Annotated in this window: 22 protein-coding genes, 1 tRNA gene and 1 pseudogene; 12 read left to right on the top strand and 12 right to left on the bottom strand. The window is 57.5% G+C overall.

The genetic code is table 11. The features are described from left to right. Positions 1-77 precede the first annotated feature (77 nt). The 9 genes from ACFPUZ_RS07120 to ACFPUZ_RS07080 form a co-directional block, all read right to left on the bottom strand. Positions 78-644 (bottom strand): HD domain-containing protein, encoded by a 567-nt coding sequence (locus ACFPUZ_RS07120; protein ID WP_377001089.1) that lies wholly within the window; start codon positions 642-644, stop codon positions 78-80. Between the two features lie 493 nt (positions 645-1,137). Then, on the bottom strand, positions 1,138-1,917 hold the full coding sequence (locus ACFPUZ_RS07115) for a hypothetical protein (protein WP_303376204.1): 780 nt from the start codon (positions 1,915-1,917) through the stop codon (positions 1,138-1,140). Positions 1,918-2,015: 98 nt separating this feature from the next. Next, positions 2,016-3,692 (bottom strand): UvrD-helicase domain-containing protein, encoded by a 1,677-nt coding sequence (locus ACFPUZ_RS07110; protein WP_303376205.1) that lies wholly within the window; start codon positions 3,690-3,692, stop codon positions 2,016-2,018. 9 nt (positions 3,693-3,701) lie between these two features. Next, positions 3,702-5,561, bottom strand: coding sequence for an ATP-dependent nuclease (locus ACFPUZ_RS07105; protein WP_303376206.1), 1,860 nt, complete (start codon positions 5,559-5,561; stop codon positions 3,702-3,704). Further along, positions 5,515-6,255, bottom strand: a complete 741-nt coding sequence (locus tag ACFPUZ_RS07100; RefSeq protein WP_377001087.1) for a M48 family metallopeptidase — start codon at positions 6,253-6,255, stop codon at positions 5,515-5,517. Before ACFPUZ_RS07100 ends, ACFPUZ_RS07105 begins: the two co-directional genes overlap by 47 nt. Then, positions 6,239-9,325 (bottom strand): type I restriction endonuclease subunit R, encoded by a 3,087-nt coding sequence (locus tag ACFPUZ_RS07095; protein ID WP_303376208.1) that lies wholly within the window; start codon positions 9,323-9,325, stop codon positions 6,239-6,241. The genes ACFPUZ_RS07100 and ACFPUZ_RS07095 overlap by 17 nt, the downstream gene beginning before the upstream one ends. Continuing rightward, complete coding sequence (locus ACFPUZ_RS07090) at positions 9,322-10,545, bottom strand: restriction endonuclease subunit S (protein ID WP_377001085.1); 1,224 nt, start codon at positions 10,543-10,545, stop codon at positions 9,322-9,324. The genes ACFPUZ_RS07095 and ACFPUZ_RS07090 overlap by 4 nt, the downstream gene beginning before the upstream one ends. Beyond that, positions 10,542-12,995 carry a type I restriction-modification system subunit M gene (locus ACFPUZ_RS07085; protein WP_377001083.1) on the bottom strand — a complete coding sequence of 818 codons (2,454 nt, stop codon included), beginning with the start codon at positions 12,993-12,995 and terminating at the stop codon, positions 10,542-10,544. Before ACFPUZ_RS07085 ends, ACFPUZ_RS07090 begins: the two co-directional genes overlap by 4 nt. Before the next feature lie 445 nt (positions 12,996-13,440). Next, on the bottom strand, positions 13,441-13,776 hold the full coding sequence (locus ACFPUZ_RS07080; protein ID WP_377001082.1) for a site-specific integrase: 336 nt from the start codon (positions 13,774-13,776) through the stop codon (positions 13,441-13,443). A 131-nt stretch (positions 13,777-13,907) separates the two neighbouring features. On the opposite strand from ACFPUZ_RS07080, the gene ACFPUZ_RS07075 reads away from it, so the two are divergent. The 12 genes and pseudogenes from ACFPUZ_RS07075 to ACFPUZ_RS07020 all read left to right on the top strand — a co-directional run. After that, the gene (locus ACFPUZ_RS07075) at positions 13,908-14,213 is read left to right on the top strand and encodes a hypothetical protein (RefSeq protein WP_377001080.1); all 306 of its coding nucleotides are present in this window, start codon (positions 13,908-13,910) and stop codon (positions 14,211-14,213) included. Continuing rightward, positions 14,210-14,470: a hypothetical protein gene (locus ACFPUZ_RS07070; RefSeq protein WP_377001079.1), complete on the top strand. Its 261-nt coding sequence runs from the start codon at positions 14,210-14,212 to the stop codon at positions 14,468-14,470. The genes ACFPUZ_RS07075 and ACFPUZ_RS07070 overlap by 4 nt, the downstream gene beginning before the upstream one ends. Positions 14,471-14,783: 313 nt before the next feature. Beyond that, complete coding sequence (locus ACFPUZ_RS07065; protein WP_377001078.1) at positions 14,784-15,524, top strand: MT-A70 family methyltransferase; 741 nt, start codon at positions 14,784-14,786, stop codon at positions 15,522-15,524. A gap of 24 nt (positions 15,525-15,548) precedes the next feature. Then, positions 15,549-15,746, top strand: a complete 198-nt coding sequence (locus tag ACFPUZ_RS07060) for a hypothetical protein (RefSeq protein ID WP_377001077.1) — start codon at positions 15,549-15,551, stop codon at positions 15,744-15,746. 13 nt (positions 15,747-15,759) lie between these two features. Continuing rightward, positions 15,760-15,951 carry a hypothetical protein gene (locus ACFPUZ_RS07055; RefSeq protein ID WP_377001076.1) on the top strand — a complete coding sequence of 64 codons (192 nt, stop codon included), beginning with the start codon at positions 15,760-15,762 and terminating at the stop codon, positions 15,949-15,951. After that, entirely contained in the window at positions 15,948-18,248 is a 2,301-nt protein-coding gene (locus ACFPUZ_RS07050) for a type IV secretory system conjugative DNA transfer family protein (protein WP_377001075.1), read from the top strand. Before ACFPUZ_RS07055 ends, ACFPUZ_RS07050 begins: the two co-directional genes overlap by 4 nt. A gap of 232 nt (positions 18,249-18,480) precedes the next feature. Next, complete coding sequence (locus ACFPUZ_RS07045) at positions 18,481-19,320, top strand: replication-relaxation family protein (RefSeq protein ID WP_377001074.1); 840 nt, start codon at positions 18,481-18,483, stop codon at positions 19,318-19,320. A 179-nt stretch (positions 19,321-19,499) separates the two neighbouring features. Continuing rightward, positions 19,500-19,949, top strand: a complete 450-nt coding sequence (locus ACFPUZ_RS07040) for a hypothetical protein (protein WP_377001073.1) — start codon at positions 19,500-19,502, stop codon at positions 19,947-19,949. A gap of 153 nt (positions 19,950-20,102) precedes the next feature. Beyond that, positions 20,103-20,591 (top strand): hypothetical protein, encoded by a 489-nt coding sequence (locus ACFPUZ_RS07035; RefSeq protein WP_377001072.1) that lies wholly within the window; start codon positions 20,103-20,105, stop codon positions 20,589-20,591. 38 nt (positions 20,592-20,629) lie between these two features. Beyond that, complete coding sequence (locus ACFPUZ_RS07030) at positions 20,630-21,055, top strand: hypothetical protein (protein WP_377001071.1); 426 nt, start codon at positions 20,630-20,632, stop codon at positions 21,053-21,055. Beyond that, positions 21,039-21,632, top strand: coding sequence for a hypothetical protein (locus ACFPUZ_RS07025; protein ID WP_377001070.1), 594 nt, complete (start codon positions 21,039-21,041; stop codon positions 21,630-21,632). Before ACFPUZ_RS07030 ends, ACFPUZ_RS07025 begins: the two co-directional genes overlap by 17 nt. Positions 21,633-21,761: 129 nt before the next feature. Beyond that, a pseudogene (locus ACFPUZ_RS07020) lies at positions 21,762-22,790 on the top strand (recombinase family protein); the annotation flags it as partial. 15 nt (positions 22,791-22,805) lie between these two features. Here ACFPUZ_RS07020 and ACFPUZ_RS07015 read toward each other — a convergent pair. The 3 genes from ACFPUZ_RS07015 to ACFPUZ_RS07005 all read right to left on the bottom strand — a co-directional run bounded on the left by ACFPUZ_RS07015 (position 22,806) and on the right by ACFPUZ_RS07005 (position 23,569). Then, positions 22,806-23,024, bottom strand: a complete 219-nt coding sequence (locus tag ACFPUZ_RS07015) for a hypothetical protein (RefSeq protein ID WP_377001069.1) — start codon at positions 23,022-23,024, stop codon at positions 22,806-22,808. 3 nt (positions 23,025-23,027) lie between these two features. After that, positions 23,028-23,279: a hypothetical protein gene (locus ACFPUZ_RS07010; RefSeq protein ID WP_377001068.1), complete on the bottom strand. Its 252-nt coding sequence runs from the start codon at positions 23,277-23,279 to the stop codon at positions 23,028-23,030. Between the two features lie 214 nt (positions 23,280-23,493). Continuing rightward, positions 23,494-23,569 (bottom strand) — tRNA-Glu (locus ACFPUZ_RS07005). Between the last annotated feature and the right edge of the window lie 126 nt (positions 23,570-23,695).

Here is a 23,695-nt window from a genome sequence, read left to right as displayed (position 1 = left end):
TGAAATCTTACGCCTGAAAAGCTGACCTCGGCGGCCCGGGTGGAGTGCGTTCTCCCAGGTGAGGAAATGTCTCTCTGTCAGATGTTCCGGAAGCGGGCGACTTCCCGCTCCAGGTCTGCGGCGAGGGGCAGGTCCGGCAGGCGCCTTTGCACCACCTCGAGCACAGAGCCGTACCACCACTGCTGGCGTTCCTTGCCGGAGTTGAAGCGCCCCCAGAGGTCCTCGCCCTGGGTGTCGTGGTCCGCGAGGATCGACATGAGGTTGTGCAGCTTGTCGGCGCAGGCGATGAGGACCGCCTCGTCCGGGGCCTCGTGCTCCAGGTGGGCGAGGTAGGCGTCGGCGCGGTCCTGCCACCCCGGCAGGGAATCGTCCTTGCTCAGGTGGAGGACCAGATCGGTCACCCGGTCGCCGAACTCGGCGCGCATCCGCTCCGCAGGGAAGCTCTCGGGGACGTCCTCGAGGACATCGTGGAACAGCGCGGCGATGAGCACGTCCTCGTCCGTGGTCACCGAGGCCGCCAGGTACATCACCGCGTAGAGGTGGGAGATGTAGGGGATGCCCGAGCCCTTGCGCTCGTGATTCCGGTGCGCCGTGGCCGCGGCGTTGAGGGCGGAGATGAGTCGGGGTGTCAACGGTGCCTGCATATCGGGACCTGCCTGTCTCTTCGGGTTGAACGAGAAAAAGCCAGGTCCGAAGACCTGGCTTTTTGGATGGTACGCCATTCATCGCGCAACATATACGAGGTGCTGTCAAGCGCCGCGGAGTCCTTCAAAGAGGCCAATCTACCGGGGTTGATGAGATAAATATCTCGGCCGAAAACCTAGGCATCGTCCAAGGCCAGTTTAGCCCAATTTGGCGACATCACCGTCACGAAGCGAGCATAGCGGGTGACACTTATACGACCAAGAAGGTCAAGCGCCACCCCGCCGCAACCCCGAAGGCGGGCTTGCCTGCACGGCGGGAGCGTGGGTTCTGGGTTCGAAGATTGCCTAGTGCCGCTCTATATTCGCGCAGGAGATTTTCGGCTTGAGCGGGCCACGTGGAGCAGAGTTTGGAATGCGGCAGTTGACGACGAAGACAGTTGCAAGCGCCGACTCACCAATATTCAGGGATTACCCTTCTCAGAAATAGTAATCGTTACGGTTCGATACTCACATGCTCTTCTGTAGCGTTTTCTTCACCCTCGATTACATCAACATTAACTGATTCGCGGCCATTGCTATCAAGATGCTCCCAATTCTCAGGCGCAGCCCGCAAGAGCTTCCTGGTCGATTTAACTATCCCATATCCAAACACTACGTTTCCGCCCGCCCCGACTACTACACCAAGAGCAAGCGGGAGCTGCTTACCCAAAACGAGCACCCCCTGCTTTGTGCCGTACTTGGTGATAAACCGCGGCCCCAAGACCTTATTCGCAGCATTGATAGACTTCATAGGGATGCTGTTAATGATCGACTTACTCCAGTAGGGTACGGTCCTTTTGCCCAGACTTTGAGTAACTGCTTTGGCGCCACTATCTCCAAGAAGCACGGTCGTCAGTAAAAACCTGCGACGTTCTATATCTTCAACGTCAACGCCATAAACTTCCGCGACTGCCAGAACATATAAGACGGATGCTTCTAAGAAAGCGACCAAGTCGGCCGCTGCTACTGGAACCTGAACTACGCCGTTCGGGATGACTGCGGCCGCACCTGCGGCTGTTCCTGTGGCAGTCACCGTAGCCAGGTAGGTATTATTGAGAAATTTGATTAGTTCCTCTGGAGATTTATCAGGATGAACTCTACGTAGCCGATCGACCGTTCGAATAGCCAACGGTTGCTGGACTATTAGCGCGTTAGTGAAACCGTCAGCAACTAACTCCTTGGCAAAAGCGACATCCAGCGTTCGAGTCTTCTTGATAACTTCATCGTTCGCCATTTCGTTTACTCCAGTTCCTTAATCGCTGCTTCATGATGACTAAATCCATACCAGCATAAGCTGCCCGCACTATCGAACCAGCGCGAAACCCATTCTTGTCAACTTAGAGCAAGAGGAACATTGTCCCTCTCCAATATTTCCTTGACCTCCCTCAAGTGCTCGTTGTGCACTGCAAGAATGAGAAGCCGTTTGGCCCTTGATGCACCGACGTAAAGGACTCGTCTTGCTTCAGATCCTACCCCCTCACGCCATTCTTGGAGGGTCTTCCTCGTTTGCCAGCCATGCGGAATGATCAAAGTGACAGAGTCGGTCTCCATTCCTTTGAACTGGTGAATATTTGAATGTTCGTACTGATACTCGGCGGACGGCGCCTCCTCCCATATCCAAACCTCGGAAGCAGGTGTCCTTAGGCTCTTACGATTAAGGTCGATTTCTAACCGATCGACTGCCTTTACGAGCTTCTCCCTATAGGCGCTGGGAGGCAACCCCGCTGGGTCTCCTGCTGCCACCGCAAACCTCAGGCATAATTCGCGATATGCACCCTTAGTCAACCCGAGACTCGCGAGATACTTCTCCTCGCTCGCCTTGGCTAGAACTTTATCTGGGTGCAGCCTCTGCAGCGACAATCCGATATCAATAAGTGCACGGGTTCGCTTCGCCGACGTTGAGGAGGGATTAAGGAGCTGGTTGCATGAACGTGCAAGGACCACAACCTTGCTTGAAGACAGCCTTCCTTTCGCCCGGCCTCCAGCAGCAAGCGCCGCGTCGTCTCCTTTGTAGGCAAGAAATACCGGCTGAGATAGCTCTTGATACTGGCTCATTACTGACTTTACAGATGGACCGATATCCGAGATTTTTCCATAGCCCACGAGGTGTACGGGGATTTCACAGCTAGAAGCTACACCTCCAGCAATGTCCGTCCCCGAGCCCTCGCGCAAGCTATCCACGACCTTGCAGATAGCAGGAGAGCTGCGAAAGTTGGTGTTGATACGCGATTGGCGGTTCCCCGACTCGACAAAATCGCGAACTTCGGAGACCAACGTGCCTCGAAACTCGTAGATGGACTGGTCAATATCTCCGACGGTTATAAGACGGATTCCCGCATCTCGCAGCGTATTCAGAATTAGCAGGTCGGCGGAGTTGCAATCTTGAACTTCGTCGACGATGACTTCCTCGAATCGAGCAGAAACTAAATCTCCGATTCCGTAGGTGCGCTTCTCGATCTCAACCTCAGCCAGTAACCGTGCGGTATCAGAATCCAGGTGTCCTGCCTTGAGAAGACTTTTTAGCTTTTGAAACGCCCGCTGCTCCAGCGACTTGCATTCTTGCGGTGATCGCCCCCGGCGTGCTTGTTGACTGAGTTCTGCACGCCCTCTGAAGAACCGAAACTCATCTAGAGATATAGAACGGCCTTTAAAACCCTGCACCGTCGCGATGTCTAGGCTGCTCCACGACTCCCAAAAAGTAGGCGAGCGTCTAAATTTCGCCTTGTAGAACGGTGCCGCGAAAAACCTATTGATAAAGCTGTCAATCGTTCCGACGAAGTTGGGAGCTTGGAGCAATTCGGGTTTGTGCGTGCACCTCCGCTGGGCTTCCTCTGCAGCAGCGTTGGTAAAGGTAATCAAGGCGACACCCCGCCGAGACCTTGCTGAACCACGTCTTGCAAACCGCTCAACGATGGTCTGTGTCTTCCCTGCACCCGGGCAGGCCTCAAAGAAACCTCCAGACTCCGACTCGATGAGCGACCGCTGCGCCGATGTAAATTCCATGTTCATGCCACGCCCCTAATCTTCGGCCGCGGCCTCGATCGCAGCTCTGAGTTGAGCTGGGCAATCAAAGTCCACCCCTGGATTGGATATAGCAATTGCGACGTCGTGAGCAAACTGACCCTTGCTGATACCTAGATTCTCCGCAGCCTTCTTAGCTTGGAGTCTCCGATACATCTCCCGCGCCGGCTCAGACGCCTCCTCGATGGCTTCCCACTTCCCCATCGAGCGGGGGTGCTGTTTTCGGAATGCCTCCTTAAGAACTCTGTTATTTACACTCGAGCCAGTTAGCAAACTCGCCTCCAGTGTGAAGTCCGACGTCTGCACATTCAATATGCTGTCAGCGTCCCAGCCACGGGCGATATTCTTAAGGTCCGAAGATCTGTTGATGCTCTTGGTTTCCTCATCTCCGATCTGCGGGTCCTCGTCTGTAAGCGCGATCACCTTATCCGCGAGACGCATCCCCTCACCGAAGTCGTGTAGGAGCAGCCTGAGGTATGGACGGAAGTCCACCGAACCGAGGTTGACGATGGGTGTGGCGTTAAACCGCCGGAGCCGCTTGGCCTGTTCTTTGTCCGTCCGATCAAAAACGCAGTGCTTCGCAAGCGCCGGGAGCAATACCGCCTCAGAGATTCCCTCAACAAGGATGACCCGCTGGGTAAACAACAGATCGGACCGAGTCACGTCCAAATACTGGTCGATTTTCCTTCGGTCGTTCTCATCGTCAAAATTGACCTGTTTCAGAGCTAGCGCTGCCGTGTTACTCCGATTGGCGCGCATAGTCGGACGGATGACGACGGTTCTTTCCAGGCCAACCGAACTGGCCAGGTTCGGAGAATGTGTCGTCGCGACGACTTGAATCCGCCCGGCAGGCTGCCCTTCTTGGGCCTGTTGAACGGATTGCTCCGCTTGCTCAAGGAGAAAATCAAGCAAAACACCTTGGAGTTGTGGATGTAGGTGCGCTTCCGGCTCCTCTACTAGCAAGAGGGTGAGCTCTGACAGGTTAGCCTCCTGCAGCTCGAGCAAAACCGTTGACATGAACAGGAGGTTAGCGTAGCCCAATCCAGACGATGCAAGGTCAGTTACATCTATTCCATGTTCTGCCATCTTGAGACGCAGACCGCGGGCAAGATGCTCCAAGGAAGGCTGCTCGAATCCGAGTGCCACCTGTTGTCCACGCACGGCATCGGTCAGCGAGGATAGATGCTCCTGAATCTTCTCGCTCACCCCTTGAACGGCTCTGCTGCCCGAAAGCCCATCGGTAGCGGCACGGGCCTCCTCCAAGAATGCCTCTTTGTCTTCCTCATTGAGCAAGTAGCGAAGAACCGCCCCCAGGCGGCGACCGTTGCCGGAATCCAACTCCCGCTTCGCGTCGCGTAGCGGCTCCAGGTAAACGTGATTGATCTTCGACCGAACCTCCGATTCTGGGTCTGGAGAGGCGACCGGCCCTGCCAAGCGCTCGGTCCGACCGCGCGGGTGTTGATCAGTCGGCGGAAAATAGCGGACATGGTGGTGAATCTTCTTAGTTTTGAGATCCAACGCACCGATGAACAATGCCTGCTGGAAACTGTCTCCGTCCGCGAAAACAAGCTCGATATCCGGGTTAGAGGTGGACCCGATCGACGGGTCGTCAACCTCGAAATACCTCGTCCGACGTCCACTCAGTGGAGTCGTTGCTAGACGCAGGGCATCAATGATGTTGGACTTGCCCGCGTTGTTCTCTCCGACCAGAAGGGTGAGACCAGGACTAAGCGCTACTTCCGTGTCCTCGCATGATCTGAATCCCTTGATTCGAACCGTCTCCAACCACATCGCTGTGGCGGCGTCGCTTTCAGTCGCCAATGCTTCCGCTCCAATCTTCTGCCGCCAGAGGGGCATCGTTAAGTTCATCTCGTCGCGCAGTCCAGTCCGGTAAATACCGATCCATGATGGCTACGAACTTCTCGTTATGGCTTCGCTCGATTAAGTGAGCTAGTTCGTGAACTACGAGATACTCCAAGCTCCGTGGGTTCTTCTTCGCTAACTCCGGGTTGAACCAGATGTTCCGACTATCTGGGTTGCAGGACCCCCACTTAGTTTTCATGCGCTTGACCGTAATCTGGTTAGCTCTCACACCCATCGCAGACTCCCACTTCTCGACCAGAGCCGGCAGCGCCGCCTTAAGTTCCCGGCGGTACCAGCGATCGAGAATGCCAAACCTATCCTCTGGCGTCGATCCTTCCAGGGAATAGAGCCAGAGAATATCTCCTGAGACGACCACCTTAGGGTTCCCGCTATGCCTCGAAACATCCAGACGATAGCGCTTACCCCAGACATAGTGGCTCTCCCCGGAGACCATCTGTCGCTTGGATTGCCGGTTAGCGTTCTGGAGACGATTTCGTTCCCGCCGGATCCATGGCAGGCGTTGTATGATAGCCCGACGAATGGTGTCCTCATCTAACCGAGCGGGCGCAGCTACCCGAACACGACCCATCGGCGGATACACCGACAAGTGCATGTTCTTGATGTCCTTGTAGACCAGCTCAACATCGAAACCAGAAACAGTGAGGTAGGAACTAGCGGAATTCATCATGCATCGCCAATAGCTTAAGAAGCTCCTTCATGTCAGCAGGTTGCAGGAGCCCAGGGAAGTTGAGCGCGAGAGTACGCATCAAAGACTTCTGCTTGGTCTTATCTCCAGACCAGCCATGCTCCTTGTTGCGCTGGATCGTGCGGTAGACCCGCTCGACATCGACTTCGATGCCCTCCGGCCATGCGAAGTCGATCAGGGCGCGGCGGGCAGAACTATCTGCCCACTTCGGGTACTTCTGCTCCGACTCTCCCTTGGCTAGTCGCTGAGTAAACTCGACCAATTTAAGGAGGTACTCCTGGTAGTCGATGACGGCCTCACGGCGCTGCTCGATCAAGGCGTCCAGGAGCGTCGACATCGACTCGTAGTACTTCGGATTCATCGCCTGCTCATCAACAATCGTCTTACGGACGTTGTTGACAATGGTCTCGGCAGCCGCTTTTGGATCCTTGCGGATGCTCTCGGGGAGTTTCTCGATGGCTCCGACCCCGTGCTCGACGATGAGGTGGACGAGGCCCTGGTCAAAGGTCGCCAGGTTTCGTGAGGCGTCCGCCTGGATGTAGGTATCAAGCAGCGCACGCATGCCAGCCTCGAACTGCTTGAGGTCAACATTCTCGCCAGCGCCGAGCTTCACCTCGTCGCGGACATCGACGAAGTGCTTGACCTGCTGCTTGATAGATTCCGCTTCGCTCTGGGAGTACCCGGCATCAGCCATTCGATTGGCTAGGTTGGCGTAGGCGCGAACCAGGCTCGCCACTCCCTTGTATAGGTCGACACGCTTAGGTTCGTTGGCCTTGAGCTGCTCAGCGTTGCCGCTCTCCATCGCACAGAAATAGTGCTGGTACTGCAGCGTGCCCTTCGGCGGAGACACTGGCTCGCACAGTGCTCGCACCATCTCCAGAGATTCATCCAGGTCTTGGCGCTCCTGCTCAATACGATCCTTGAGCAGGCCTTCTACATCTTCTTCGTCGTAGTCTGCGAAGGCTTCAGAGGTGTAGTCAGAAACCGCATCCTCCAGGGACTTGAACAGATCTCGGTAGTCGACGATATAGCCGTACTCTTTATCGTCACCATCGAGCCGGTTCACGCGACAAATTGCCTGGAAGAGGCCGTGATCCTGCATGTTTTTATCGATGTAGAGATAGGTCGCACTCGGTGCATCAAAGCCGGTCAGGAGTTTATCGACCACAATAAGCAGCCGCATCTGGCCGGGATGCTTGATAAACGTCTCCTTGACACTCTTTTCAAACTCGTCAATCCGCTTGACAGCATCGTCGGCGTCGGTCTGGAAGTAGTCGGCGAGCATCCGACGGTAGATGTCGTACTTGACGATCTCCTCGTTCTTGCCGGCCCCGGAGTCTTCCTTGGAGATCTTGGATGCGTTCGGCTCATAGCTCGTCACGATGGCGACCTTGCCGGCGAGTTCACTGCGGCTGAAGATGTCGTAGAACTTGCAGGCCTGGTAGACACTCGAACACACCAGCATAGCGTTGCCTCGGCCATCCATCAGGCGAGGCATCCTAGCCATATCCATCAGAATGTCTGCCGCGATCTTCCGAGCGCGCGGCTCAGCGGACTCGACCTCCTTGATCGTTGCCCACCGTTTCTTCAGCTGGTGCTTTGTCAGATCGGTCATGCCCTGGGTGTGGATTTGGAACCACTCATCGACCCGCTCCGGACTCGTGAGTTTCTGCTCGATGTCTCGAGCCTCGTACCGAAGGTCCAGAACCACGCCATCTTCAACAGCTTCATCGAATTTGTAGGTGTGGATGTAGGAGCCGAAAGTCTCAATACTGGAGGCCTTGTCCTTCTTAAGAAGAGGCGTGCCGGTAAAGCCGATGAACATCGCGTTCGGCAGCAACTCTTTCATCGCACTGTGGAGCTTGCCGCTCTGGGTGCGGTGAGCCTCATCGACAAAGACAAAGAGATTACCCTTCGGGCTAAACCCCTCAAGCAGGGGCTTCTTGAGCTGACGCACGAAGTCTTCCGTGTCGCCCTGATCCTTCTCGTCATCACCCCGGAACTTATGCACCAGTGAGCACATCAGCCAGGGCTGGTTCCGGTTGAGCATGCCGATCATGCCGGCTCCAGACGTCGACCGTTCGATGGTCTCATCGACGCCAGCAAAAACCTTCTCGATCTGCTCATCGAGTTCGGTGCGGTCGGTGATCACTAAGACACGGGCCTCGCGCTGGTTCTCCCGGATCCACTTCGCCAACCACACCATCGTCAAGCTCTTACCTGACCCTTGGGTGTGCCAAATGATGCCGCCTTCGCGGCGAGCGATACGCTCCTGAGCAGCCTTGACACCGAAGTACTGGTTGTGTCGGGCGGTTTTCTTCACGCCCGAATCGAAGACGATGAAGTCATGGATAAGTTCAAGGAAGCGCTGCTTGTTCGCCATCTGAAGCAGGCCACGATCGAGAGGTTTCTCAACCTCGCTTGGCTCTTTCCACTCCAGCCAGTACTTCTCTGGCGTCTCGATCACGCCGTAGCGAAGCCCCTCGACGTCATTGCCAGCGAACAGTAGCTGGACCGTGGTGAAGAAAGGACGAACGAAGTCCGCTTTTTGATTGCCCAGATGCTGACGAATGCCGTCACCAACGCTGACCTTGGAGCGTTTGAGTTCAATGACGCCGAGAGCGATACCGTTGACGTAGAGCACGACATCTGGACGTTTGGTGTTCTTGCCCTTGATCGAGACCTCTTCGGCCACCACGAAATGGTTAGCTTCCGGGTTGTCCCAGTCGATAAGCCAGATCGTCTCGAAGTTTTCCGAGGCGCTGCGCTTTACCTTCACTCCGTAGCGCAGCAGGCTGTAGACCTTGCGGTTGGCCTCGTAAAGCGAACCGCCCGCCGGCAGCGAAGCAACCTTACGAAGTTGCTCGATAGCACGCCGTACCAAGTCCTCTTCGTAGCCACGTGCCAGCAGATTCTGGCGCAACAGCTCTTGCTCGACGTTGGAGTTGGCCCGGTCCTTCCAATCCCCGGCATACTCATACCCGAGCTGTCTAGACAGGATGTCTACGACGCGATCCTGCGTGGCACGCTCACGCTGTCCAACCAGACTCATGAAGAAACCTCCTCGACGGGTAGGCGAGTACGACCAGTGAGGAGTTCCTGCATCATGCCCTGCTTGATGTTGCGGGCGGACTCAAGGCGCCGATGCAGAGTGTCAATCTCATAATCTGCATCTCGAAGCACCTGTGCGATGACTCGTTGTTCCTCAACTGAAGGGATAGCGAGCGTGAAGTTCTGCATATCAGCGGCGTAGAGATGGTACACGGTTGAACCACGTACAAACTGAAGTACTTGGTTCGCATCATGTCGGATTGCGTGTGCAAGGAATGGTCCGTGTGCCCTACCTTTATCGGGTCGAATAATCATAATATCGCCGCCTAGCACGACTCCGCGTTCGTGAATTGAGCTCGCTTTCGCAAGGCCGCGAGGGGTCACGTCAGACGTAGGCATTAAGACATCAAAATCCTCTGAAACTACCATTCGGTCAGTCAGGTTTGTACGACTTGTGACGTGAATAATCTCTGGACCGTAATGAGTGAAGAGTTCGCCGTAGTGGATGCAAGGAGTGAATCCTGATGAAGTTAGTGCTGATTTCGGCAGTCCAGACCCTTTGCCGAATCGTGCAACGTCACCCAAGACGATATTTGTCCATGGCTCAGTGAAGCCTGACAGGCGAGTACGACCAGTGAGGAGTTCCTGCATCATGCCCTGCTTGATCGCCTTCTTTTTTGAGATAAGGCGTTCGAGAGATTCGATCAGGTCATCAGTATCGGACAGAGCTCGCGATACCCTCGATTGCTCCGCTTGATCAGATGGCATCAAGATTTCAAACGATCGAATTCTGCTCAGCGCAAGTTTGGGCTGAGCACCGACTGTTCGTATCGAATCAATTTCATCCTGAATAGGATTGCTTTGGAGGGCGTACATCAGATACGCAACATCGCATTTAATGTTTGTGAGTCGATCTGCATTTTCCGTAAGATTCGCACCGTCTAGAGAAATCGGGACTCGTCCAACAATTCCCAGCGTTCCTGCGACGCTTATAAAGATGTCGTCTTTATAGATCCGATAATTCTGTATACGAGAAATTGCGCCCTCTGGTACGTACTTGATATCCGATTGATCAACACCGCCAACCCGCATATCAGCAACTCGAATATAAGGGCGGTGAGTTGGAGTAGCTTGAAGATAGTAACCAGCAGGTAGGCGCTTTCCACCCTTTACTTCCGCGATCTCACCGATTCTTGCTTTCCTCCAGCCCGAGCTGATCATCGAGTCACCCCCATTGAGCCCAGATTGCTCGTCATCCGCTCCTCAAATCGTGCAACCTCTTTAGCGATAGCCCCGACAGTCTCGCCGTAGCGTTCGCCAAGACCCCGGATCCGACTCATCAAATCATGAGTTAGGTTGGCGACCTCACTAGCAAACCGACCTGCGACGACAGTCTGCCACTTGTCGCCGACCACCAGCTCCTGGATTTCCCCCTCGGAGAGCCTGGCGTACATGGCGATCACCTTCCTATCCAGCTGCAACATTCCATCCTTGATTGACTTCTTTGCTGCCGTCTCTGCCGTAAACAGCTTGATCACCGTGTTCAGCGCGGCAATCTCGTCGGCTTCGGCGTCTTCTAGCTTGGCAGTCTTCAATCGGTCACGGGCATCCTTTACCTTGACGCCACCAGCATCGTTGACGGCCTCCCACAGCAGCCCTTCCTCTACGGCGTGCTCCTCGATATACTCTTTGAGCTCCTGGCTGATGCGTTCTTGCTCCGCAGTGAGGCGATCGAGCTCGGCCTTCTCGTCGGCGAAGTACCGGTCGATGATCAGCGCCGGCGGGATCAGGTCAGTTACCCAGCGCTGTGCCTTGACTCCAGTTCCAAAGACTAGATCGGCACTCTCGTACTTTGGCTTCTTCTTGTTGTCGTAGCCAGTGATCCGCGCTTCACGAGGTTGCGCGGCTTCAACCCAGCCGGACCCGACGATCAGTGTGACGTCGTCATGCATGGTGTCGTTCCAGTAGCTCATCAGCTGCTCGTACACGCTGTACTCGCTGATCAGCGGACGACCGCGAAACTTCTCCAACAGGTCGTCACCGAGATCCTCGATCAGCTGCTGAGGCCTGGTCTGGGAGTCAATCGCCTCCAGCTGGCCTCGGTGAGAGTTCCACCAGTCCTCAACAGCCTTGGAGACAGTCGAGGTAAAAGCCCTGACGTCCTCCGACTCCTCAATCACCTTGGCTACCTGCTCGGGCTCCACTGTGAGCTCTGAATATCCCTCGCGGAGAGGTCGAAACAGCTCGTCACGCAGGTTCGGGAAAGCATCCCAGTGTTCCCCTAACGCATCCAGATCCCGATTCGGGATCCCGCCCTTAAGGTGGGCTTCCAGATCCTGGATGTCTTCAGGTTCAGAGGTGTCGATATAGCGCGGAATGTTGAGGTTGTATTTGTTCTTCGCATCGGAGATCTCCGACAGCGGCACCATCCGTGCGTAACGCTCGACTTCCTCACCGGCGAGGTAGGTGTCGATGATCTTGCGCATATCACGAGGACGCAGACGGTTCTTAGCGCCGTCCTTCTCAAACCCCTTGGAGGCATCGATCATAAAGATGCCCGTCCGGTTAGCCGCTTCCTTCTTATCGATAACGATGATGCACGCCGGAATGCCAGTTCCGTAGAATAGGTTGGCCGGCAATCCAATGATCGCCTTAATCAGGCCACGCCTGATCAGCTCTTCACGGATCTGGGCCTCAGTGTTGCCACGGAAGAGCACTCCGTGGGGAAGAATCACCGCTCCCCTGCCATCAGACTTAAGAGACTTCACCATGTGAAGTAGGAATGCGTAGTCACCGTTCTTCTCCGGCGGTTCAGCGAAACCGTCGAACCGTCCGTACTCTTTGTCGAAACCATTCTTCCAGGTCTTTACGGAGAACGGCGGGTTAGCCACGAAGTAGTCGAAGGTCTGCAGCTGCTCACCCTTGAGGAACTTTGGATCAGAGAGCGTGTCTCCCTGGCGGATGTCATGCGTCTCGTTGCCGTGCAGGATCATGTTCATTCGAGACAACGCCCAGGTGGCGTTATCCTTCTCCTGGCCATAGATCGACAAGCCGTTGGGCGCAGAGTCTGCCACCTTGATCAACAGCGAACCAGATCCACAGGTCGGGTCATAAACGGTGGTGGAGCGAGGAGCATCCTTCGGGATTTCCAGTACCTGAGCCATGATCCTGGAAACCTCAGCTGGGGTGTAGAACTGGCCCTTGCTCTTGCCGGACTCTGTCGCAAAATGCCGCATGAGGTACTCATACGCATCCCCGAGCAGGTCGTCACCTTCAGCACGCGAACCAGTGAAGTCGATGTCCTGGAAGATGCTAATGAGGTTGGTCAGGCGATCCTGCATCGCCTTGCCTTCGCCCAATTTGTTTGGGTCATCGAAGTCGGCGTTGTTGATCACGCCCTGTAGGTCGTTCTCCTCAGCCAGCCGGCGGATGGCGATGTTCATCTTCTCGCCGATGTCCGGGGCACCCTTCACGGCAACCAGATCATCGAAAGAGCCACCCTCGGGAACCTCGATCAGGCTGTAAGGATCGCTCTTGGCCTTATCCGAGACGTACTTTACGAAGAGCAGCGTTAGGACGTAGTCCTTGTACTGGCTGGCGTCCATGCCGCCGCGCAGCTCATCGGCACTCTTCCAGAGGGAGCTATAAAGATCAGACTTCTTGAGAGCCACTACCACGTCACCACCTTCGACGACTCGGCGTTAATTGATGCTTGTTGGACTCTCAGGCTCATCTTGCGGTTTTCTCCTCCACGCTGGGTGGTCTAAATCTTGTTAGGTAGTTGACTCTACTGATCGCCACCGACATGGTTGCCGGGAACTGCCCTCGTCAGGTGTGAAGTGGCGGACTGTAGCTTCACCCCTGGGTTGGTCGTCAATGTTTTGATTATACCTCCGAACTGGGGTTTTGTTAACTATGTCCACGAGTCCACACACCTCTCGGAGAGGTCGCCATGTTCGAACACGCAAGCGGTGGAACTTCGTCCACTCCAGGGGGCGACCCTGCCGGGTAATGCTTCGTAGCGTCGTGCTCATGAGCGCCTCCGAGAGCCGCAACCCAGGCCTGGACGGCTACGTTGACTGGATCGTCTTCGACCGAGACTGGAATTCCAATGCCTCATTCATTCCCCTTATCGGCGCGCCGCTCTTCCCTCAGCCTATAGAGCAAGCCCAAAGTTACTAATCTGCGTCGGATCGTATTCTCGCTATATTTCCGTCGTCTGAGGAGGGCGACGTACTGCTTTTTATCCTTGTCGCTCAGCTCCAAGACATCCTTGTCTCGTTCGATCGCCCAGAAGAACCATTCCGTCAGGTCGTTCCAGTAGGAGCGAGCAGTGTTGTAGCGGTAGTTCAAAAGCAGGTCTTCGCGTAGATCGACGAATTCTTGCCACTCTTCCGGAAGCGGCTCCGCGAACATCATCTCGTGGTCGGGGTAAGGCAACTGCTCCTCCATGACCTAGAGCCTAGAGGTTGTTATCATGCTTATGCTTTCTTGCAGCTAGATGGTCGTTTTAACCTGAATCCAGTCGCAACCGCTGTGACCGGTCCCTTCGTAACGGGGTCTTCAGGAAAGGACATAAGACCATGTCTAACCTCATGCCATTCGGCGGCAACCGCCGCCAAGTCGCCCGAGCGGACGAATTCGATGCCCTCGACCGCCACACCCGCTTCGAGGCCGCCCAGATCAAGGCCGATGCCGATCTCCAGCACTTCCGGGACCTCACCGAAGCCCGCCTGGCAGACCAGGCCATGGAGCACACGACAGCACTAGTCAACCGAGCCAAGCAGCACCTCCAGGACTGCCCCGAAGCAGCCTCCTACCTGGAACCCATCATCAGGAACTATGCCGCCAACGCAGCCAACCGAGTCGCCGGGAGACGATTCCAGTGATCCAGTTCCTCGGCCTTGTCTCCATCGGCCTCATGACAGTCACCCTGCTGCTTCTGCTCTTCTCGACGACTCCCTGGGTACTTGTGACTCTTGCTCTCGCCATCATCATTTCCATGATCACCCTGGCGCTGACTAGTGACTACCAGCTCGACCACCTCAGTGAGCCGGCCCGAGATCCCAGCCTCGATCTAACCCTCGACTACATCCAAGCCCGTATCGACCTCGACAACGCTGCCTGGCGTGCTCGACACCGGTAACCAGGCGACTCTCAACTACCGCGGACCTGACCTCACTCATCCTCGAAAGACCCGTTCCTTCCGGGGTGTAGTGAAAAATACGGCGATCACTTTCGGTAGCCACAAAACAATCCGCTACATCTGTCAACCCCTGTCGCGCCGAAACTAAGCAGTGCGTTTTGAGGTCTTTACTTTCCAGAGAATTTGCCCCGTAATGGCCTCCAAGAAACGCCCCCGTTGCAGCGTCGAGACCGCCTCCGCTCCTACCACGTTTCACCCCACACCAACCACTAACCCCGCGTCTTTATCGGCGCTACCTCAAGGAGGATTCACCATGTCTCACCCCACTGACCACACCCCGCAACAGCCTGGCCGACCGGCCACTGAGCAGGCATTCCAGCCCCGATGGACTACCACCAGCGACGGTCTCGTCGTGCCGGCAGCCCCCGGTTCCATGCTGGTCCCGCCGCCGAAGCGAGGCCGGTACAAGGTCGTGCTGGCTGACCCGCCCTGGGACGTCTTCCAGAAGTCCAAGCACGGAGCCGGCGAACACTATGACCTGATGCCCCTCGGGCGCATCAGCGAGATGGGTGAGGCGATCAAATTTTTGGCCGCTGAGCAGAGCTTCTGCTTCATGTGGGTCACTACCGCCACCTTGCCCTACGGAGCGCAGATCCTGGATGACTGGGGCTTTGCCTACAAGTCCTTCTACTCCTGGATCAAGCCCCGGTTCACCCTCGGCGGATATTTCCGTAACGCGGCTGAGCTGCTACTTCTCGGGGTCAAGGGTAAGGGCACGAAGTTCCAGTTCCGCTCTCAGCCCAACTGGGGGATGTATCCGCTCCAGGAGCACTCCCGTAAGCCCGAGGAGATCCACCAGATGATCGAGCGGGTGGCAGGTCCCGGCCACTACCTGGAGCTCTTCGCCAGGCGTCCCTCCCCGACTGCCAGCCACTGGGACGTGTGGGGCAACGAAGTCGCCTCGACCATCTCGCTTGCCCCGTGGGGGTATGAGGTTCCCAGTGACACCAACCCGCAGGGCTTCGCTCCAAACCGGGCGGGAGAGCCGTCATGACCACCCGAATCCTAGGAGGATGCCATGCTGCCCGCGTCCAGTCCGAAGTCGTTCATCGAGCAGATCTTCCGCTTCTGCCTGTTGCTCTTCGCCAGTGCTCTGCTCCTCAACCTTGCCGTCGATCTGCTGCGCTGCATCTGGCCGTGGCTCCTGGGCCTGGCGGTCCTGGGCGCAGGTCTCTGGCTGGTCATCTGGTGGCTCAGGCGTCGAACCGACTGGTGAGGAGGGACGAGCCATGAGCCATGAGTCCCACCCGCCGCCACACCGGATTGACCCCATCGTCCAGGAGGGCATCGACCTCGATCAGCTCGCCAAGGCATTGGTACTTATCGCCCTCGAAGCTCAGCAATCGGCGAAGCGCCGACGCAGGCGCAAAAAGACACCCAAGAAATCTCAGCCCACAGGCAAGAAAGGAGAACAGCCATGAACGCCCCAGACATCACTAGCCCTCAAAGCCACGAGCCACCGGTGAGTACTCGAAAGAAGGCCTCAGCGCTTTGCTGGCGCGAGATCTACTTCAACAACATGACCGACCTCGCGACCGCCAGTAGCGTCTTCGAGCAGCTCTGCGCCAACGGGATGCTCGGTACCATCGTGCTGGAGGCGAGAGCTACCAACACTGGCATGCGTTGGCTGATCGGCGCTCGCCAGGGCAAGATCGCCGAGATAAGTCAGCTACTTGGCTCCCAGCTCGATGTCCACCTGGCAGCACCGAAAGACCCTCGCCGTCCAGTCGAGATGGCCAGTCGCTTCCAGCTCAAAGGTAGTCCACCTTCCACCGACCCGGCCCGGACGCATGCGGTTATTCGCTCCATGTTCTCGGCTGCGGGCCAACTGGCAGATGGTGAGGAGATCTGCCTCCAGCTCCTGATCGGTCGCCGGATTCTGCCGCCAGTCCATCCCCGAGCCACCGAGGCAGGGTGGATCGAACTTCTCTCCCAGGCTGCCAAGCACGCTGTCGGATCTCCGCCTCCGAAGAGTTCACGCCAGAATGCGCCACGCAGTGCGAAGACTGGTCTTGATGATCTGCACGGCGCACACGGGCATCTCCGGGTCGGGGTCAGCGGCACGGCGTCGATTAAGCGCTCGTACCAGCTGATCAACCAGATGCTGGGGCTGTTTCGGGTCATGGAGGCCTCGGGTAGTCGGATCACGCTGCGCGAAGATTCCCCGGTTCGGCTGAACAAGGTCAGCCTGCCTTGGCGGTGGACGCTGAGGTTTCGCAGCTGCGACTTGCCGGGACTGTCTGGTTGGCCGATCGGCGAGCCGCCACTCCCCCTGATCGGCAACCTGCACCCGAAGCTCCTGCCTCCGCCAACTTTGGTCGCCACACCCCGGAGCTTTGCCATCGCCAACGCTCCAGGCAGAGACGACCGAGTGGGCATTCCCATCAAGGACGCGCTCTTCCATTCGCACCTTCTCGGGCCGACGGGGTCAGGAAAGTCCACGGTGCTCGAGAACCTCATCCTGGCCGATATCAACGCTGGCCTCGGGACGCTGGTGATCGACCCGAAGGGTGATCTGGTCTCCGACCTCCTGGAGCGTATCCCGGCTCATCGGCACGCTGATGTCGTCATCCTGGATCCGACCAGCCCGACACCGGTGGGTTTCAACCCACTGGCGACTACCCCTGAGACAGCGCATGTGGCTGCGGACAGTCTGCTGTCGACCTTCGAGGCTCTGTTCAAGGAGAACTGGGGTATTCGCACCGCCGACGTGCTCAGCGCCTCGCTGCTGACTCTGGCTAGACACCCGGACGCCAATCTGCTGTGGCTGGAACCGCTCCTGACCAATCCGCAGTTCAGGAAGAAGGTACTCAAGGACAGTGACGATCCGCTCGGCGTCGACAACTTCTGGCAGCGCTACGAAGCCCTTAAGCCCGAGCGACAGTTCCAGGAGATCGCCCCAGTCCTGAACAAACTGCGCCAAATCATCCTGCGCCCAGGGCTACGCGCCATGCTGGGGCAGGCCTCGCCACACTTTTCGATCGATGAACTGCTGTCAGACGGCAAGATTGTCCTGCTCAGCCTCAACAAGGGCCGAGTGGGATCAGAGGCCGCCAAGCTCCTCGGCGCACTGGTGGTCAGCCACCTGTGGACGAAGATCCTGGAGCGCCAGAGTCTGCCAGCCAGGAAGCGCACCCCAGTCACTGTGTACATCGACGAGGTTCACGACTTCCTCGCCGGCATCCCAGGCGACCTCGCCGACGCGCTGGCCCAGGCTCGGTCGCTCGGGGTGGGGTTCATCCTCGCCAACCAGTACCGGGATCAACTCACGCCAGCCATGCAAACCGCCATCGACGCCAACACCCGATCAAAAATTGTGTTCGGCCTCGGCGGCCACGATGCCGCCGCAGTTGCCAAGCGCGCGAGTCCCCTCGAGCCAGCAGACTTCCAGCTTCTCGGCAAGTACCAGATCTACGCCAACCTCATGCAAAGCGGGAAAGCCACCGACTGGTTCTCCGCCACCACACTCCCACCAGCCCGACCCATCCAAGACGGCAGTGACCTCTACGCCTCATCTCACGCCAGCTACGGAGTCTGCGCCTCCGAGACAGAGGCCGAGCTCCTCGACTTACTGCGAGCACCGGCCCCGGAGGCTTCAGCCCCTGTAGGGCGCACCCCAAGAGCCCCGACCCCAGAGGAAGAGCCACAGGTCAAGGTCGGGCGAACCCCTCGAACCGGCTCCAACCCAGCACCCGAGAACCAGGAGCCACGGCCATGAACCCGCCCATCCACCCCTTGAATACCGGCCAGAACCCTAGACGCTTCGGTAGACGCTTCACCTCGACCAACTACCCAGCATCCTTGCCGGACGTTCGCCCAAACCCCGCCCGCCAGCCGGCGACTGACCCCAGTCTTGAGGGTCACCCGGCGGGAGCCCTCCTCTCGCCGCTACCTCGCTCCCATCGGTCCGAACCACCACCCCTTAACCACACCTCAGAAGGAGGATCCCCATGAACATCTTCGACCCCACGCCAGCCAGAAGCCCCCGGCAGATTGAGCTCCTTGACCTGCTCCACACTCACCGGTTTGCCACCACCGACCAGCTCTCTCGCTTCAGCCGAGTCGGCTACGGGTCGGAGAAATCCGCCCTCCGACAGACCCAGCGGCACCTCAGCCAACTCCTTGAGGCCGGGCTAGTGACCGAACTGGAGCGCCGAGTCGGTGGCTGGCAGGGAGGCTCGGAGCTGACGATCTGGGCGCTAACCACGAGCGGGCTACGTCACCTCAAGCGAGGCCATAGGCGGTTAAGACCGCGCGAGGTATCCACCACCTTCCTCGGCCACACCCTCGCGGTCACCGAGACCTGTCTTAGGATCGAAGAAACTGTCCGTGAGCTCAAGGCCCAATCCGCTGAAGGCTCAGAGTTCCAAGCACTCGTCCTCCGCGAACCCCGATCCTGGAGAAACTACATAGGCCGTCAGGGGATCATGGAAACCCTTCGCCCAGACATCGAAGTCACCATCCATAGTCCAGAGTTCACCGACCGCTATTTCATCGAAGTGGACCGAGCCACTGAGAATCCAGCCCGAGTACTGAACACGACCAAAAACTACGGGGCCTACCAGGCCAGCGGGGAAGAACAGAAGGCCAGCGGTTCCTTCCCAGCCCTTGTCTGGCTCGTCCCATCAGCCAAACGCCAAGCCCAGATCCGCCGCTACCTCTCCCGAGAGCCCGACCTGCCGAGCGACTTCTGGCTCACGCTCCAGCTCGATGAGCTACCCAGTCTGGTGCGCGATGGCCCCGAACGGTTCTTCGGCGCACCCGAAGACGACCAGCCACCCGCCGGCTGACGTCTCCAACTAGACCTGAGGCCCCAGTCGCTGCATCCCCTCTCCCCCTCGAGAGATGGCGCACCTGGGATACCTCGCACAAGCCCGGTACTGGAATCCCGCCTTGCCCCACCTCCAGTGGGACCAAGAGGAATTCCCGCCGGAGTCATGACCCATCAACTAAACGAAAGGAGGACATCATGACAAACAATAACCATCCACTAAACGCCGACTTCGAGGCAACCGTCTCGACACGGCGGGTAGGGCTGCTATTACAGCGGATCTTCCAGGACCCAGCCTGGTATGAGATCGCCGAACGGCTTTACCGGCAGACCTACAGCGAGGCCTTTGTCGCGTACCTAAGCTGCCGCCAGCAACTGCTGTGGGATCCAGTCAACCTCGAGAAGGATTTTCTGGAGACCTACCTGGTGAAGGCGGCGACAAAGGATCGCGCCATCGAAGACTTGCTGAAGCTGCTGGGCGACCGAGGCGAGATCGCGCCGATTTGGCTGGATCCGGAAGACCCTCATGATCTACCTCCCGCCGTCGATGTGGTTGCGCTCTGGGAGAAGTTGCCAAAGGACTTCTACTTCGTGGAAGGCCTAAATAACTGGTTCGTCTTCCGACGCGAATCTCTCACCCGGAAGTAGGACTAAGTACCTGGAACCGGTGCCGAGTAGCCCTGCTGCCCGCCAGGCAGGCGGGTGGCTCGGCACCACCCAAAAACTTCCCTCATTTCGAACAGATGAGTGGATATAACTCAATAAATATAGGTAAATGCAATAACGAAAGGAGGATTTCCAATGAACAAGAATCCTGAACGGTTCGGCCCCCGCCCGAACCACAACGACTACAACCCTGACCAAGGCGACCTCGAGCGCTACACCCTGACGGAGCTGTCCGAGCGGGCCAACCAAGATCCGCTCGCGAGGGTCACCTACGACAAACTGCGCAACAAGCACCTTGAGGAACTGGACTTCGATGAGCTGGCGGCTTACCGGCTCTATCGGGAGCGCCGCCAGATCGAGGCCGACGACGAGGAAACGGTTGAGCGCTTTGGCGGAGACTACTGGGGTACCTACAACTCGGTCGACGAGTTCACCGACAACTGGGCCTATCACATGGAACCAATGGAGGCGATCGAGACGCTGCTCAACGCCCTCAGCCATCTTGAGAAACATATGTCGCTGGCTGAAATGGCCCTGGTCGACCGACTGAAAAACGACATGGAGTTCATCTTTAAGGACGGCCAGGTAACAGTCTTCAGCCGTCCGCCCGAGGAGGAGAGATAGCCATGAGTGAACGACCACTACCTCGCGACCCTGATGACATGGAGCGCGACCACATGCCCACCTCCCCAGATAACCGCGAAACTTCATCTGGCCCGCTCACCCCAAAAGGCTGGTCGGAGGGGTTGCCGGGCGAACACCTTAAGGCCGCTAAGCACCTGAGGAGGAAGCATGGCGCAGGATTCCTCGTCTACCTGGAGAAGTACTACTTCCAGCATGGCGTGGGAGACATCGAAGAAGATTTCTACGAAACCTACGTCGGCTCCTACGACAGCCTCCGCGACTGGATGTTGGATTCGTACCGCGAGTTCGGCTGGTTAGACGCCGTCGAAGAAGTGATTGCCGAACAGGGCATCCCTGACGGAGCTCTCGAGTGGGACCTTGACCACTTCATCTCCGCCGGCAATCGATTCGAGCTCTTTGAAGTCCACGAGAAAGGCGGGCAGATCCATGTCTTCCAGCCATAACCGCAACCAGGCTCCGACCCCTCGACCGGAGCAAAAAGCCACCATCTCGTCAGACCGCACGATGGACGAGATACTCCCCGACTGGGACGTCACGCGGCCAACCGAAATCGTCGTTATCCAGGACTCCTGCGAAACCGTAGCTGGGTCAACCTCGGAGATTGAGGTGACGGTAACCAGCCAACAGCACGAAAAGGAGAAAACCCTCCTCAGGGAATGGGAGGAATGGCAGGAAGTCATTTCCCCTGAGCATCTGGAGGCGGCAGGGCAAATCTTCGCACGCGAGCCGAATGCCTTCCTGACGTTTCTTGCCCGCTACTACTTCGAGGAACTTCCTGATGACTTGGAGCAGGACTTCGACTCAGTCTACGTCGGCAGCTACGACACCCCAGAAGACTGGGCGGCAGAGTCCTTCCAGATTCTGGGCTGGTCTGAAGCCCTGGAGCAGGTCCAGCACGCCGCCGCGATCCCCGAGGGCATCCTGCACCTCGACACCGACGCGTTTCTGGACTGGGCTCAAAACAGTATGGGCTTTGAGATCTCGGCTGGCAGAGATCAGGTCCATATCTTCCACCCCTAGAGAAGACGTATCAATCACATTCTGGCAGTCCAGGGAGGTAAACACCTCCCTGGACTTGTCGGGGCCATTAAGCGTCAATGGGTGTAGACAACTTAAACGCCCAACCAAGACAGAACGAAAGGAAGAATCATGAACGACCTCAACCCGATGTCAGCCTTCACCGAAAGCCTGACCCCGAAGCGGGCCGTGACCTACCTTCGCGTCTCCACCAGCGAGCAGGCGAACAAAGGCGGCCAATCCGAGGGTTTCTCCATCCCAGCTCAGCGCGACGCCAACAAGAAAAAGGCCCAGAGTCTGGGCGCAGTCGTAGCCAAAGAGTTCGTCGAACGCGGCGTCTCCGGCACCTCAACCAACCGCCCGGCACTCAAGGCGATGCTGCGCTACCTCGAAGAGGAGCAGGGCAATGTCGACTACATCATCGTCCACAAGATTGACCGCCTGGCCCGCAACCGCGCCGACGACGTCGCCATCAACGCCAAGTTCGACGAGTTCGGTGTCCGCCTGGTTTCCACCAGTGAGAACATCGACCAGACTCCTGGCGGCCTCCTGATGCACGGCATCATGAGCTCCATCGCCGAGTTCTACTCCAAGAACCTGTCCAACGAAGTCACCAAGGGTATGAACCAAAAAGTCCGCTCCGGCGGCACCGCCGGCAAAGCTCCCTTGGGCTACCTCAACACCCGGATCTACGAGACGGGCGTAGAGACCCGCACGGTCGAGGTCGACCCCGAGCGATCCCCGCTTGTCCAATGGGCCTTCGAGCGCTACGCCGAGGGCAACATCTCCGTCGCCGATCTCACCGACGAGCTGGCTGCCAGAGGGCTTACCACCGTCCCGACCCGCCTCTACCCCTCAAAGCCCGTCAGCAAGCGCTACATCCACGCCATGCTGTCGAACAAGTACTATCTCGGGATCCTGACCTACTGCGGTGTGGAGTACCCCGGAAATCATGAGCCCCTGATATCCCAAGGCCTCTTCGACCGCGTCCAACAGACACTCAGCAGCCGCCGCCAAGGCGAGCGCCGGCGCAAGCACGACCACTTCCTCAAATCCACCGCCTGGTGTGGCGACTGTGGGTCCCGCATGATCCTCCAGAAACCCACTAACCATCAAGGTCTGCAGTATGAGTACTTCGTTTGCAACGGCAGGCTCTCCAAGCGCACCAACTGCCACCTACCAGCCGTACCGGTGGAATGGCTCGAAGGACAGATGGAAGAACTCTACCGTCGCATCCAGGTGCCACGAGAGATCCTCGACCTGATGCGTCCTCGCCTCAAGGAACAGCTCCAGCTCCACAACGCCTCCCGTCACGAAGAACGCGACCAGCTCAAGGCACAGGAACAAGCTATCCGCCGCAAACAGGAGAAGCTCCTCGAAGCCTTCTACGACCAAGCCCTACCCATGGAGCTGATGGCCAGAGAGCAGAAGCAACTGGAGCAGAGCCTGGCCCAGGTCGAGCGACGCCTCAAATCCTTCGAGGGTGACGACGTGGAGCAAGACTCTCTCCTCGACACTGCCCTTCGTCTCGCCTCGAACTGCCACTCCGCCTACACCAAAGCCTCCCCGGCCCAGAAGCGTCTTCTGAATCAGGTCTTCTTCGAGAAGGTGCTGGTCTGCTCCCTCGAGGACAAAGACCACCACGTCCACGCCCACCTCGCCCCTTGGACGCTAGTCTTCCGCACCACCAACGTCGCCGAGAACCAGGCGATTGGCTTAGAGCACCAACCCGAGCCAGTACTAGAACAAGAACCGGACGAGAACCTGGTCCAAGGTGTGGATCTAACTCAAGAAACAGAAAAAGCCAGGTCCGAAGACCTGGCTTTCTCTAATAACTTTCGTACTCGTATGTGTAAGCACACGATGGTACCCCGTACGGGATTCGAACCCGTGTTACCGGCGTGAGAGGCCGGCGTCCTAGGCCACTAGACGAACGGGGCATGTTCGCTTTTCGGCGGCGTCCGTGTGGACTCCATAACTTTAAACGGAGGAGCCCGCGTGGAACAAATCGCCTGGTAGACATAGGGAAACCCACCACGGGTGCGTGGTGGGTTTCTCACTTGCTT

It is taken from the genome of Corynebacterium nasicanis (genome assembly GCF_042658165.1).
GTDB classification, from domain to species: Bacteria; Actinomycetota; Actinomycetes; order Mycobacteriales; family Mycobacteriaceae; genus Corynebacterium; species Corynebacterium nasicanis.
This window is presented reverse-complemented; position numbering and strand designations above follow the sequence as displayed.